The sequence below is a fragment of the Bacteroides faecium genome, assembly GCF_012113595.1.
Taxonomy (GTDB): domain Bacteria; phylum Bacteroidota; class Bacteroidia; order Bacteroidales; family Bacteroidaceae; genus Bacteroides; species Bacteroides faecium.
This window is the reverse complement of the sequence record NZ_CP050831.1, coordinates 5,167,292-5,180,759: the sequence shown is the minus strand read 5'-3', so window position 1 is coordinate 5,180,759 and position 13,468 is coordinate 5,167,292. Positions and strand designations below refer to the sequence as shown.

The window sequence follows — 13,468 nt, the reverse complement described above, 5'->3', positions numbered from 1 at the left end:
TATTTCATCTAAATATACTAATTTTGCATCACTAATATAAAACACTCAAAATGATGAAGAAAATACTGTTACTCGGTTCAGGAGAACTTGGAAAAGAGTTTGTAATCTCAGCTCAGCGCAAAGGTCAGCATATCATTGCCTGTGACTCTTATGTGGGAGCTCCCGCTATGCAAGTGGCCGATGAATTTGAAGTATTCGACATGCTGAACGGCGAAGAACTGGAACGTGTCGTAAAGAAACACCAGCCGGACATTATCGTGCCGGAAATTGAAGCTATTCGCACAGAACGCCTGTACGACTTCGAGAAAGAAGGAATCCAGGTAGTGCCGAGTGCCCGTGCCGTCAACTTCACGATGAACCGCAAAGCCATCCGTGACCTTGCCGCCAAAGAACTCGGACTGAAAACTGCTAAATATTTCTACGCCAAGACACTGGAAGAACTGAAAGAAGCTGCCGCTAAAATCGGTTTTCCCTGTGTGGTAAAACCTTTAATGTCCTCATCCGGCAAAGGACAGTCCCTCGTGAAGAGTGCCGACGAACTCGAACACGCCTGGGAATACGGATGCAGTGGCAGCCGTGGTGATATCCGCGAGCTTATCATCGAAGAATTTATCAAATTCGACAGCGAAATCACCTTATTGACCGTTACCCAAAAGAACGGGCCTACCTTGTTCTGCCCGCCTATCGGACATGTACAGAAAGGTGGAGACTACCGTGAAAGTTTCCAACCCGCACATATTGACCCCGCCCATCTGAAGGAAGCGGAAGAAATGGCGGAAAAAGTAACTCGTGCCTTGACAGGCGCAGGATTGTGGGGAGTGGAATTTTTCCTGAGCCACGAAAACGGGGTTTACTTCTCCGAACTTTCTCCACGTCCGCACGATACGGGCATGGTGACATTGGCAGGAACACAAAATTTGAACGAATTTGAACTTCATCTCCGTGCTGTACTCGGTCTGCCTATTCCTGGCATCAAGCAGGAGCGGATAGGGGCAAGTGCCGTTATTCTTTCTCCGATAGCCAGTCAGGAACGTCCTCAATACCGTGGACTGGAAGAGGTGACAAAGGAAGAAGACACCTATCTCCGCATATTCGGCAAACCGTTTACCCGTGTCAACCGCCGTATGGGAGTAGTGCTCTGCTACGCTCCGTTGAATTCCGACCTCGACGCGTTGCGTGATAAGGCTAAGAGAATCGCTGAAAAAGTAGAGGTGTACTAAGAAATCGGAATTTCCCGTATCAATGTTCTCGGGGGGATACTCATTCATTTAAGGAAATCATATCAAAAGGCGGCTCATGTTACTTGAACATGAGCCGCCTTTATGTTGGAATCATAATAATCTCCAAATAATAAATTATAGATTTAAAAATATCCGGCTTGGCTTTCCATATTCAGAAAATTATTGTTTCATTTATAAAGTGGGAAATGAAGAATTTAGTAAATAATAATTATTGTAGAAAAGTAAATGAAGAAAGAAAGCTTAGTCTCATTTATGAGAGAGATTGCAGGGGAATTACAGAAAAGTGGGAATTTAGGGACTGCCCATGTATATAGGAGCAGCTTGAATGCAATACTCGCTTTTCATGGTTCCGAGAAGTTATCGTTTCATCAGTTGACGCCTGAATGGTTGAAACGTTTTGAGAGTAGTCTTCGGGAGCGTGGATGCAGTTGGAATACGGTGTCTACTTATGTTCGTACTTTACGAGCGGTTTATAATCGTGCGATAGATAGACGGATAGCAGTATATGTGCCGCATTTATTTCATTCGGTTTATACAGGTACACGGGCGGATCGTCAGCGTGCGTTGGATATGGAAGACATGAAGAAAGTGTTTGTCCGTCTGCCGCGACAGGCTACTGCTTCTGTTACTTCTGCGATGAGAGATGCACAAGAGTGGTTTATTCTGATGTTCTTGCTTCGCGGATTACCGTTTGTCGATTTCGCTTATTTGCGCAAGAGTGACTTGAGGGATAATGTCATCACTTACCGCCGACGCAAAACAGGGCGTCCGTTATCGGTGACGCTGACACCGGAAGCAATGATTTTATTGAAGAAGCATATGAATCGTGATGTTGCGTCTCCTTATTTGTTTCCTGTTTTGAAAAGCGGAGAGGGGACGGAACAAGCCTACCGCGAATATCAGTTGGCATTGCGCAGCTTCAACTATCAGTTAGCTTTGCTTGGGAAATTCTTAGGGCTTAAAGACCATCTGAGTTCCTATACTGCGCGCCATACCTGGGCTACGACTGCTTATTACTGTGAAATTCATCCGGGCATTATCTCCGAAGCAATGGGACATTCGTCTATAATGGTGACGGAGACATATCTGAAGCCGTTTCGAAGTAAGAAAATTGACGATGCAAACGGGCAGATTATTGATTTTGTGAAGCGGTCGGTCGGTGGCGCAATAGCCTAATAGATAGACTGTTACTTTGTAGGTAACAGGAATTTTATTCCGCTGCAAATATGGGCATATTTCTTAATTTAAACAAATAAAATACGACTTTTTTTCTTCTAAATGTATCTAAAAGGGAATTGACACGATAAACATATAGAATTTTTGCTTTAGAGCTCTTCTACTCTCTGAATTTTGCAAAAAGTTTCCTTCCCTCTACTACCCTTCGGAAGCAGGGGTAAGAATATTTCATCATTAATTAGACTGTTTTCCGTACTGATTACTCTAAAAAAGCAGGAACAAAGGTTTTTCTGTTACCTACAAAGTAACAGGAAAAGGGATGGTATAATTAATTGTGAAGTGATATGATACAACAAATTCGGAAATTTTGGAAATCAAGGCATCGTGGTGTTTATAATGAGTTGGCTATCAAGTTTAAAGTTTCTCCTTGGAAGATTTATAAACTTGCACATGGAAGGCGGGCTGTAACTAATGTAGATTCGGATATACTGGAAGAGTTGTTTGAACGTGGCATCATTAGTGGGATAAGACCCTATTAGACAAATTAGATATAATTAAGGTTAGAAATAAGGGAAGGAGAGCTGTATAATGGATATTAAGAAGCATAATTTTATTTTTGTTATAGTGTTGTTCTTATTAGGAACAACAAGCGTGTTGATGGGTGGTTGCCAGAAAGACTACGACGGGCAACTGGAAATCATCCGTAATCAGATAAAGAGTGGAGAAATCAGTTTGGATAATCTAAATTCAAAAGTAATTCTTATTGACGAGCAGATTGCGGCATTGCAAAAAGCATTGGAAGATGCTGAGACTACGGAGGAGCATAAAAAAGATATTCAGGCGGTTCTGAAGAAACTGGATGATGTAAAAACGGAACTGGAAGGAAAAATTGCCGGACTGGAAAAGAAAATCGCGGATAACAACGAAGAATTAATCGGTATTAAAGAAACGATTGAATCTTTGGAACAACAGTTTAATGAGAAATTGTTGGCTATTTCTATTGAAATTCAAGGTATTGATGTTCGCCTTGATGCTTTGGACGGGCGTGTGAATGCATTGGAAGGACAGGTGAAAGCGCTGGAAGAGATACGGGAAACCATTCAAGATGAAATTGATGACTTGAGGGACAAAATTGCAAAGGCACCTTCTCAAGAACAGATTGGGAAACTGGAAAAAGCGGTAGGCGATTTGACCAAATTGCAGGAAGAGTTGGGGAATAGTATCACAACTCTTACAAAGCAAGTGGGCGATATTGCCACTGATGTGAAACGTCATGAAGAGGCGATAAGTGATGCTGCACGGGATATTATAGATATTAATAACCGGATAACTGAGGTGATGGCGGAACATGCTACTGAGTTTAAGAATTTGTGGGATGCTATTAATGGAATAAAAGAACAATATACCAAGTGGGATGAAAAGTTTGAAAAACTGACTGATGAATTTTCTGCCTTACAAAGTGACTATATTGAAAAAATAACAGCTCTTGAAGAACTGATTAAGACAGTAGAACCGGAAGAAATTGCAAAAGAAATTGAAGAGGTAAAGAAAGAACTGAATAAGCTGTCTAGTGCTGTCGAAAAAAACAAGGCTGACATATTAACCACAAGTAATCTTGTGGTAGATGTTAAGAAACAAGTTGAAGCGTTGAATGAAATCGTTACGGAGCACAAACAAAGGATTTCAGCGATAGAGAAGGAAATAAAATCAATACAAGAAGATATAAAGAATCTGTTTGATCGTATTCAAAGCATGGTGATTATTCCTCAATATACAGGGAATTATGTAAAATTAGAGACTAGTAATGAGAGTAACAAGACGTACAATTTGACTATGGAGGTTGATATTAGACCTTTCAGTATAGCGGCGAAGATTGCAAAGGGTGCGTTCTCAATCTCTGTAAAGTCGGTTGAGCCAACTCCGACTCGTGAAGTGTCTGAACTTCCAGCTTTTAGCATAGAATCTGTGTCTTCTAATAAAGGAAGTTCTACTTTTACAATAACAGCATCAACGACAATGGAAATCGGGAATGCATCTATCTATTCAACTCCTATGAATTTCCAAGTAGCTCTTGCTTTGGACGACGTAAGTAGTGGTACTTCAAAGAATGATAGACTGTCTGAGTATATGGGTGTATATTATGTTGCGCCGGGATCTATTGATGAGGATGTACTTTATAAGTTCTATGAAAATGGAGAAATGAAAGAAGAACTGAAAAATGTAACAGAAAGTATATCCCCATCCATTTTAGAATCAAATTGTTATCTAAGAACCTTTTTGGATAACGGTAATTTCATGGGTAAATCGTATCCTATTTTTGACTCTAAGATTACAGCTAATCGAGGAGAAAAACAAGTGCGGGCTAATGAAGAAGAGGATTTTGAGGTCGAATTTAGCTTAGCTTCTGCTGCATATAGTAGTCAAGCAAGTCTTGGCTTGGCGAATTGTTTTACCGTATCCCGTAATGGGGTTATAGCGCAAATAAAAGATGCGTCCGCGTACGTGAAGTCTTTGGATGGCGTTAAGATATTTGTTGGCTTACAAGCTAAGAAAGGCTCAGTTAAATATGGTAAGCATTGCTATATCTGTGTAGTTCTTAAAAACAAAGACTGATTGCGAATTTATTGTAAACAATAAAATTGATACAAATGAAAATATTACGTTATGTAGCGGTAATAATATGGTGGGTGTATTTGCCGGATATGACTGTTTCAGCCCAAGATATACATATTTCAGACCCTTATGCGAATTATCCTGCTAAAAAAGCAATGTATGATGAGTATTCGCATTGGAGTATCGGGCTGAATGGCGGTATCCCTTTCTTTGCCGGCAATTTCCGCTCCATGTCATTGGGGAATAACTATTGGGGCGGAATGGCCGGCATACAAGCCGGATATCAGATTAATCCTCTCTTCGGAGTGCGTATGTCCGTAGATTACGGAGTGAACAAAGCAGGTTCTAAAAACTATGAGGATGACTTTATCCTACTGCCTGATGCGGAAACTTATTACAATGTCAATCTTCCTGAGGGCGCTAAATACTATCGTGAACTTTACAGTTCCATCAAGATGTGGAACGTCGGTTTGAATTTCGAGACAAACCTGTTTAACCTGCTCCGCAGAAGTGACGGTAACCGTCGTTGGGGAGTAATTTTATCTCCGGGCATCTATTTGCAGAAATTCTCACCTACCGTGAAGTCGAAATCGGACGATAAACAATTCGCTTCTGAAATCAGTAATAAACTGAATATCGGTTTGGGTGGAGATTTGGCTGTACGCTATCGGGTGAACCGGAATATTGATTTACAGCTAAAAGGCGGCATGATGTGGGTAAATAACAATACCCTCGACGGAGTGAAAACCATATGCGATTGCAAACATAGCAGTATGGTCACCGTTCAGGCAGGTGTTGTCTGGAAAATTGGTAATGGTACGAATAAGAAGAAAGATAATATAATGTATGCTCCGGGATATTTGCCGGAATGGAAGCGCGCGACACGTACGGTGACTAAGATTATCCATGATACTATTTACATAGAAAAGAAAATCATCGAGAAATCTCCCGAAGTGGTCGTTTGTAAGGGCTTGCCCAATCTGCCTGCCATCTATTTCGAACGTGGCAAATCTAATTTGGATACGGATAAATATGCCATCCAACTGTTTACTATAGCCCAAGCCATGATGGGTAGTCCTGCATCCGAGATTGATATTCTGGGATTTGCCGACCATACGGGTGGGGAAGCGATTAATGCCAAAATCACGAAGAAGAGGGCGGAAGCTCTGAAGAAGTTTTTAGTAAAGGTTGGTATTGACGGTTCCCGAATTCATACGTATGGCATGGGAAAAGATATGAAAATAGAAAAGGAACTGCAATTCTCGGAGAAAGCCCGACGTACAGAAATTAAGGCAATCTTAAATAAAAAATGACCGGGTCGGTGGATAATTGGCAAACATGAATAATTTAATAATATTTTTTTCAACGTGAAAACGAATAAACCCTGTTTCAGGCTTTCTTGGGAATATGGGAAGACCTGAAACTCATCTCAGAAAGTTCGGGCTTGTGAAAGTCCGGGCTTTTAAAATCATGAAAAGGGATATCGACTTATATTTATAGGGTATTCCTTTTCAATCCCTAATTTTTTGAAATATCTTCCTTTGTTGCGCAAAAAGCGCCAGTCCTCATTTCCCTTGGATAAGGAGGTGTTTCGAGAATACAAAAGCCCGGGTCTGTGAAGCTCCGGGCTTTTCGTTGGATTACTCCCACACCAATAAATTTTCCCATTCCGTCATCACCTTTGCCCGTATCCCGGTTCTTGTTCCTATGGCTCCCAAATTAATAGGAACAAGCGGTGTGCCTATTCCATAGAAATGATTGGCAATGATGGGGAAGCGATAAACACCTTGCGGGTCGATAATACCTGTACCGTTTCCGGTAGAAGAATTAGAGTCATCACTGTCAGAGAGAGTGACACGTGCCGAGCGTAACGTATTTCCGGCGGCATCCACAAGTTCCACTTTCAGCGAAAAATCATTTGCATTCACGACGGCAGGAGCTGGAACAGGCAGCACATAAGACCCTTTGGATAACGTGGCGAGAGGCAAAGTGCCTGCGGGTACGGGAATCTGTACCAATACGCGGCCACCGGTGGAAGCGGAGAGGGGACTGGCTATGTAATCCTTGAATACAGGAGTCTGGCTGCGTTGCAATAATGGGACGCTTTTGTTCTGCTGCGTATAGAGTGTGATGCGTATGGCGGATACCGTAGTAGCCCCAACCAGTGTGGGGACATTCGTAAACCAGCCCATCACGCCCGCTACCCGTCGCCAAAGGTCTACATTGCCTTGCGCACCGGCATAGGTGGGCGTCAGCACGGTGGCTCCGGCAAAAAGTTCGGAAGTGCGTATATTGTTCCAGGTGGTTGCTTCCGTGCCGGACAGGGTGGCGATGGCATTGCCTAGCGTAGTAGTATTCACTTGTATGGCAGCGGGAAATCCATAGGTAGTGCGGGAAGACGCATCCATGCCGACAGCGAGGAAAGTGTAAGGATTATCCTTTACAAGTCCTTCGTACTTCACATGATACTTCATAGTAGCCGTCACCGTAGGCGGAACATTGCCGAAATAGGCAGACCAACCCACATCTTCGGACGCTATGCACACAGCAGCATCACCCGTACCGTTGAAAATATAGAGCTGAACGGACGTCACATGTTGAGTATTCCCTGAACCGGGCAGCTCGGTACGGGTACTCGCCGGGTCGGCACTCAGCGACAGTTCGCCTGCTACGGTAAAATCAAGAATTACTTCTCCCGCTTTTTCCTGAGGTACAGGTTCTGTCAGTTCTTCTATCTCTTCTCCTTGTTGGCAGGCGGCCATCAGCACTGCCAACAGCCAAAACGCTAACTTTCTTCCTATATGATTCCGTTTCATAATGCTATATTTTTCTGATATGATTCTTGATTATTGATTCTTCATTAGATAAAACCTTCCTACGTGCGTGGATAGTATTCCTAAATCCAGTGTCGTTTCTGAGGTAGATAATGAAGTTCGTTTTCCCGTTTGCGTATCCACGAGCGACCAGTTCTTCCAAGTATCTCCATTACCGTGGGAAAGTTTCAACGTAACCCGTGCAGGATTGCGCAAACTGAATCCCAGAGGAATCTGAACGGCATTATTATTGAGTTGCTGAATATCAAGCGCTTTCTCGTCGGCAACGCTGAATACGGCAATGACGGGAGCTACTTCGTTATCCATCAAGAGTTCGGAGTCTTCACCTGCACGAAAATCGTCACGGGCGGAAGAGGACAGGCGCATCAGACAACCGGAGGTGGTGCTTCCGGCTGTTGCCGAGAGTAGCAGGGTGGGGCGTGAAGCGGAGGAAGTGCCGGATAAAGACAGGGCACGGGTACTACGCATCAATCCGCCAGAACCGGGAGCTTGCGTCAGGGCAGCTTCGGTGAACTTCACGGAAAGTCCGGTGGCTGGCACACTGACAGTGACAAAGAATGACTGCATCGGTGCTATGTACTGGAAGTTGCTGCCGTTCGTCAGTAACTGTCCGTCTGCTTTGATGACGGAATTGTTGCTGTTGCCGTCATACACTTTAACGGATGTCACACTGGGATTGTCCATCATGAAACGGTCGATACGTATATGCGTCATAAACGGATTTCCGATAAGGAAGCTCGTCCCGGTGGCTTTGTTCGTAGCGTTCACGGTATAGGGGAATGAGACTGCCCCGCTACTGTTCTCGTAGATAAAGCGTCCGAGAAGCGTCCGCGTCAGGTTTTCACTGTACGAAGTTCCTTGTCCCGACATATTATAATAGGTATAATGCGTATGCACTTTCGGGAAACGGAATGTGAGCGTGCTGCCCGATACAGATTCTTTGTCGGCGAGCAGGGAGAAGCCCATGCCTGCGGTATAGGCTTGGTTCAACGCGTTGAAAGGCGGTGTCCAGTTGGTCTTGTCCGGGGTGACGGTGACAGGGGTAAGTGTTCCGCCGCTAATCTTCTGTCCAGGGGCGTCATGGCTCCATAGACGTTGGTAGATACGGGGGCTGAAACGATTTTCGGGGGAAGTCGTTTCGTTCAGAATCACGAAGAAGTCGTTGTTCTGAGTTCCGCTTATGGAAGCGGGGATAAACATATCGCCCGTGAAAGTGGCTTTCAATGGGGCGGACAACATATAGTAACGTCCGGATTGCAGCGCCATTTCTGCCCATGCCTGCGAATAGGTGAGATAGTGAGTATTTACTATTTCCGAGTTCGGGGCGAAGTGGAGATTGTTGCAATAGTTGGCGTCTCCTTGTACGAGTACAGGGTAGAGGGCGGCACCGGACGGGATGATGACGTCCGTACATTGCCACGGGCTTCCGTCACTCCAGTTGGCCCATGTGTTCCAGTTGGAAGTACCTGCGTTGGTTTTCCAGGTGGTGCGCAGCGGGTGGACAGTAGAGTGGATACCGTTGTAATATAACTTCGTGCCGCCGGCATCATAGATGGAGATATAATAATCGCCTGCGGGCATATTGGCAATGGTAAAGGTTTGATTGGTGAGGATAACTGTTTTATCCGTCACTTCATTATTCTTGGCGACGTTGTAGAAACGCAGCAGATAACTGTTGCCGTTCGTTCCGCCCTGCACTTGTAGCGCGATGGGACTGCCTTGGCAGAGATGTGAGGTGACACCGAGGAAATCAATCGTCTCATCTCCCCCCGGAGTGACTTCGGCACAGTCGGGGATACCGTCGCCATTACTATCCTGACGGGTATAGACTCCCGCCAGTTGGATGGTCTTCAGCGCGTCGACAACTCCGGCAAAGGTAATCCGCACTTCGTCAAAAGGAGCGGAAGAAGGAGTCGTCTCCATATATTGCTTGCCACCCGTCCCGATGACATCCAGTCCCAACACACCGCCTGTTCCGGTCTGTCCCACCAGTACGCCGGCGTTATAGACGGAGAGTGTAGTCCAGTTTATCAAGTCGGCTCCGGCTATTCCGGCAGGGTCTACCACAATAAAGCCCACGGGCTGTTTCTGCTGTATCCGGTTGAACTTCACAGCCACAGTGACCGCTCCCAATACGTTGGTGGCGGTAATGGTAGAATAGCTGTTCTCGTCGGCATCTATCAAGTTGCCCAGATTGTTGATGGAAGTTCCTACATTGGCTACGCCCGGACTGCCGGTAGCGATATAGTTGATGCTCGCTCCGTAAGTGGAAGGCGTCATAAGCTGAAGGCAGGCATTGGCTACACTGCTGCTGTAACAGTTGTCGCTCACGTTTTCCCAATAGGCGTAGTAGATGCGGAAAGCATTTAGGTTGAGATTGAGTATGCCGCCTGTCCAAAGTTCGATGGCATCGAACTCCTGATTGGTAGTGACACCGACGCGTACTTTATTCCCACTGTCGCCTATCAGTCCGGCGGAGATGGTATTATTATCGTCTGCGGTACTCTCAAATACTTTCACGCCGTTTCGATACAGGCGGATGATAAGGAATTTGAGCGCATTGACACTGAGCAGTTTCGCGGAAGTCTGGATGACAAATCCCGTACGAATTTGTGCTTTCGAAGCATTGATAGGGGTAGCGGCTGCTGTCCGGATACCCACGATAGAAGTATTGGCGGCAATGCTCGCTACATTATAATAGGTAATATAGTTGTCGGGATTGCTGTCTATAAGGTTGCTTTTCCCTGTGAAATTGGTGCCTTCACCTACGCATAACAGGCATCCGCCGCCGGAAGGGGCGTAGACGGTAGCTCCGTTGCTGGTGGCGGTTATCAGCGTGTTGCAGGATGCGGAGCCGTTGGACACGGCGTTGCGGGTGATGGTGGCGGTCTGTGTGTAAACCGTACCGTTGGCTGCGGTGTAGGTTCCTGTCACCTGATAGGCGCCATTGACGGTCATCCCCGTTATTTTATTGTTGCTAATAGCGGGAGTAGCTCCTGACGGGGAGCTGTTGATGACGTAAGTCACGCTTCCGGTGGCGGGGGTAAGTAGCTGGTAAGAATTACCAGTGATGGTGGCATTGCTCAATGAGAAAAAACTCGATGGGTCTACTACCGACGCGTCACGCACAAAGGCGTAATTGATAGTCGTAGTCCCGAGATTGACGTTCACTCCTGAGAACTGTATTTTGAGCTGCGTACAGGGTTTCTTCAGAATCATGCTGACTTGTGTGCCACCGCCCACGATGGCGGAGATACCGAGCAGGTTGCTGACCGAGACTTGTTCCTGTTGCACGTCGTTGGCGTCGTAGGTAGTCAGTATGGTTGTACCCAACAGGCTGATATTGGCTAGTCCGAGGTTGGAGAGGTTGAAGCCTACTTCGGCTCCTATGGGGATTACTTGTTTGAAATTGATTGTGGCACGAGGTTGCAACAATGAACCTATCAGGCTGAAAGTGGGGCCGTTGGTCAGGTTGGCGTCTATCAATTCCCCACTGCTGGGGACGGTAGTCCAACTGAAATCAAGACCGGAATTGGCATGCACTGCCACACCGTTTGTATAATAAGCGTTTCCGGTTACGGCAGGCTGTATGGGGTTGTCGCCTACAAAGGCGTAATATAGTTTCAAAGCATTCAGTACGGTGGCAGAAATGCCATACATACCTATTTTTATTTCATCAAAGGGTTTGGTGAGCGAGGTGGTGATGGAAAGAGCTTGCTGACCGCCATTGTTGGCTGCGCCGATAAGGTTGAGTTGTAAAGTTTCCACTACTTGTGAGTCGCTGCCTTTCATTTCTTGTTCCACGCCTTTGAGGTAAGTTTTCAGGTAGAAACCTTTCAGCACATCAAGTGTGAGCAGAGAGGAGTTATCCAGTAAATAGACAAATCCGGCAGCTTGCCCGCCGGCATAGGTGCGGTTGACGTCACGCACGGACGCTATCTGGTTGCCTATCAGATTGGCGGTTGCCACGCCACTGAATGAGGCGGAGTTGGTGAGGTCGGTATCAAGCATGTTGGCGATACCCTGATTGGCGTTGAGTACTTCTATCAAAGCGTTCGACATATCGTCTACGATACGTCCTTCACCCACTAGAGGAACCCTTCGGCTGGCTGTCCATGTCTTTCCACCATCGGCGGATGTGAGGACGGATGTTGAGCCGGAAGTGGCTGCTATGGCTCTCGACGGAGGTATATCTGCGGGAGCGGGTATGATTTCTTCGTCCTGACACGCGAAAAGGCAGAGGAAGAAGGCGCAGCTTAGAAAGATATGTTTTGTTTTCATTGCAGGAAGAGTTTTTTTAGTAACAGGGGTAAAAAGTGAAGAGGATGTGCAGGGATTCTGTGGCTAAAATCTGTTCCGGCACACCCGCTTACTAAAAAAAGATTATTCTATACCAAGGTTATAAATCGTATCCCAAGCATCGTTGATGGTGATGGTGATAACGGTTTCTTTGGACAGGTCGATAGGTTGGTCGGCATCTCCGGGGTCACTTGTACCGCCGTCAGTAGAACCGGCTACGTATTTCTGACCGATAGAGTAGAAGTAGTTGCGCTGAACGTCGAATACTTTATCTCCTGAAAGACCATTATTGATTACATCCCAAGATTTCAGGACTGTTCCGGTTGCGTTTTCCAGTTGTATGGTAAAGGTCGTTGTACTTGCCACTTTGGAAAACGGAATGAGGAACTTACCACTAAGGATACTGTTGGGCACGGTAGCAGTCAGGCCGGTTTTGGCAGGAATATTAAATGTTTTGGTCAAATCTAGTCCGATAGCCGTAGTTTGAGATACGAAATCAGATATCAACGTAGCAAGGTTGAATTCCAGCACTTTGGTCTTAGTATTGTTTCCTGTTCCATTCACCGGCAATGCACTCGGGAAAGTGAATGCTGACGCATGAGAAGATGCATATACGCGAACGAATGCTACAATGTCGGGAAGGTTGGTAGAAGGGTTGGTGTACAATATAGGTACATTCTTGAAGTACCCCAGCAAACCGGCTACATGGCGACGTAGTTCGACTTCGCTGGTGGTTCCTGATTGTATGTTACCATTCACTACGGTAAAAGTGCTCTTTCCGGCAAAGAGTTCGGACTCGTTGGTAGCTCCCGGAAGGGTAGCTGTGAACGCATCGTTGGCAGTACCGCCACCACTGATGGTATAGTCGGTCACCAGATTATAACCATAAGCCACTACAGTATATACCCCGTCAGATGCCAGTTTATTCAGTTTGATGGTTTGGCTCGCTTTATGAGCCGGACTGGGGTTGTCACCGGGAGCGGCGGGACTTGACGGACCTGCTGTCCAAGTGATAGGGTTCAGTGTACCTGCTGTCAATGCGGCAGCGGTAACGTCTGTTCCTGATGCATTGTAAATGTACAGTTTGATAGCGGTTACATTGTTGGCTGCTTCGGAACTGTTCACTGGACGATTGGCACGAGTACCCAGCCCGTCGCCGCCACTATTGAGCGTCAGGGTAAGTTCAGAACCGGGTTGAGTTGCGTCGGCACCTTCGACAGGCACTGTGTCATCATTGCTACAAGCTGCCAGCATCATCGCGCCGACAGCGGACAAAAATAAATACTTTTTCATTTGAGTTAAGTT

General features: G+C 45.8%; 8 protein-coding genes. 5 read left to right on the top strand and 3 right to left on the bottom strand.

Features of this window, described 5'->3' with window-relative positions; genetic code table 11:
* The first annotated feature begins 53 nt into the window (after positions 1-53).
* The 5 genes from purT to BacF7301_RS19285 all read left to right on the top strand — a co-directional run bounded on the left by purT (position 54) and on the right by BacF7301_RS19285 (position 6,343).
* Positions 54-1,220 (top strand): formate-dependent phosphoribosylglycinamide formyltransferase, encoded by a 1,167-nt coding sequence (gene purT / locus BacF7301_RS19305; RefSeq protein WP_167967252.1) that lies wholly within the window; start codon positions 54-56, stop codon positions 1,218-1,220.
* Between the two features lie 246 nt (positions 1,221-1,466).
* Positions 1,467-2,417, top strand: coding sequence for a tyrosine-type recombinase/integrase (locus BacF7301_RS19300; RefSeq protein WP_167965392.1), 951 nt, complete (start codon positions 1,467-1,469; stop codon positions 2,415-2,417).
* Between the two features lie 344 nt (positions 2,418-2,761).
* Positions 2,762-2,956, top strand: coding sequence for a hypothetical protein (locus tag BacF7301_RS19295; protein WP_167965390.1), 195 nt, complete (start codon positions 2,762-2,764; stop codon positions 2,954-2,956).
* Between the two features lie 49 nt (positions 2,957-3,005).
* Positions 3,006-5,030, top strand: coding sequence for a coiled-coil domain-containing protein (locus BacF7301_RS19290; protein ID WP_167965388.1), 2,025 nt, complete (start codon positions 3,006-3,008; stop codon positions 5,028-5,030).
* 35 nt (positions 5,031-5,065) lie between these two features.
* Entirely contained in the window at positions 5,066-6,343 is a 1,278-nt protein-coding gene (locus BacF7301_RS19285) for an OmpA family protein (protein WP_167965386.1), read from the top strand.
* 327 nt (positions 6,344-6,670) lie between these two features.
* On the opposite strand, the gene BacF7301_RS19280 is transcribed toward BacF7301_RS19285, so the two are convergent.
* The 3 genes from BacF7301_RS19280 to BacF7301_RS19270 form a co-directional block, all read right to left on the bottom strand.
* Complete coding sequence (locus BacF7301_RS19280) at positions 6,671-7,846, bottom strand: FimB/Mfa2 family fimbrial subunit (protein ID WP_167965384.1); 1,176 nt, start codon at positions 7,844-7,846, stop codon at positions 6,671-6,673.
* Positions 7,847-7,876: 30 nt separating this feature from the next.
* Positions 7,877-12,145, bottom strand: coding sequence for a hypothetical protein (locus tag BacF7301_RS19275; protein ID WP_167965383.1), 4,269 nt, complete (start codon positions 12,143-12,145; stop codon positions 7,877-7,879).
* 102 nt (positions 12,146-12,247) lie between these two features.
* On the bottom strand, positions 12,248-13,456 hold the full coding sequence (locus tag BacF7301_RS19270) for a hypothetical protein (RefSeq protein ID WP_167965381.1): 1,209 nt from the start codon (positions 13,454-13,456) through the stop codon (positions 12,248-12,250).
* Between the last annotated feature and the right edge of the window lie 12 nt (positions 13,457-13,468).

Coding starts and splice junctions, on each gene's coding strand:
- BacF7301_RS19275 (WP_167965383.1), bottom strand. CDS start 12,145: ATGAAAACAAAACATATCTTTCTAAGCTGCGCCTTCTTCCTCTGCCTT.
- BacF7301_RS19280 (WP_167965384.1), bottom strand. CDS start 7,846: ATGAAACGGAATCATATAGGAAGAAAGTTAGCGTTTTGGCTGTTGGCA.
- BacF7301_RS19300 (WP_167965392.1), top strand. CDS start 1,467: ATGAAGAAAGAAAGCTTAGTCTCATTTATGAGAGAGATTGCAGGGGAA.
- BacF7301_RS19290 (WP_167965388.1), top strand. CDS start 3,006: ATGGATATTAAGAAGCATAATTTTATTTTTGTTATAGTGTTGTTCTTA.
- BacF7301_RS19285 (WP_167965386.1), top strand. CDS start 5,066: ATGAAAATATTACGTTATGTAGCGGTAATAATATGGTGGGTGTATTTG.
- BacF7301_RS19295 (WP_167965390.1), top strand. CDS start 2,762: ATGATACAACAAATTCGGAAATTTTGGAAATCAAGGCATCGTGGTGTT.
- BacF7301_RS19270 (WP_167965381.1), bottom strand. CDS start 13,456: ATGAAAAAGTATTTATTTTTGTCCGCTGTCGGCGCGATGATGCTGGCA.
- purT (WP_167967252.1), top strand. CDS start 54: ATGAAGAAAATACTGTTACTCGGTTCAGGAGAACTTGGAAAAGAGTTT.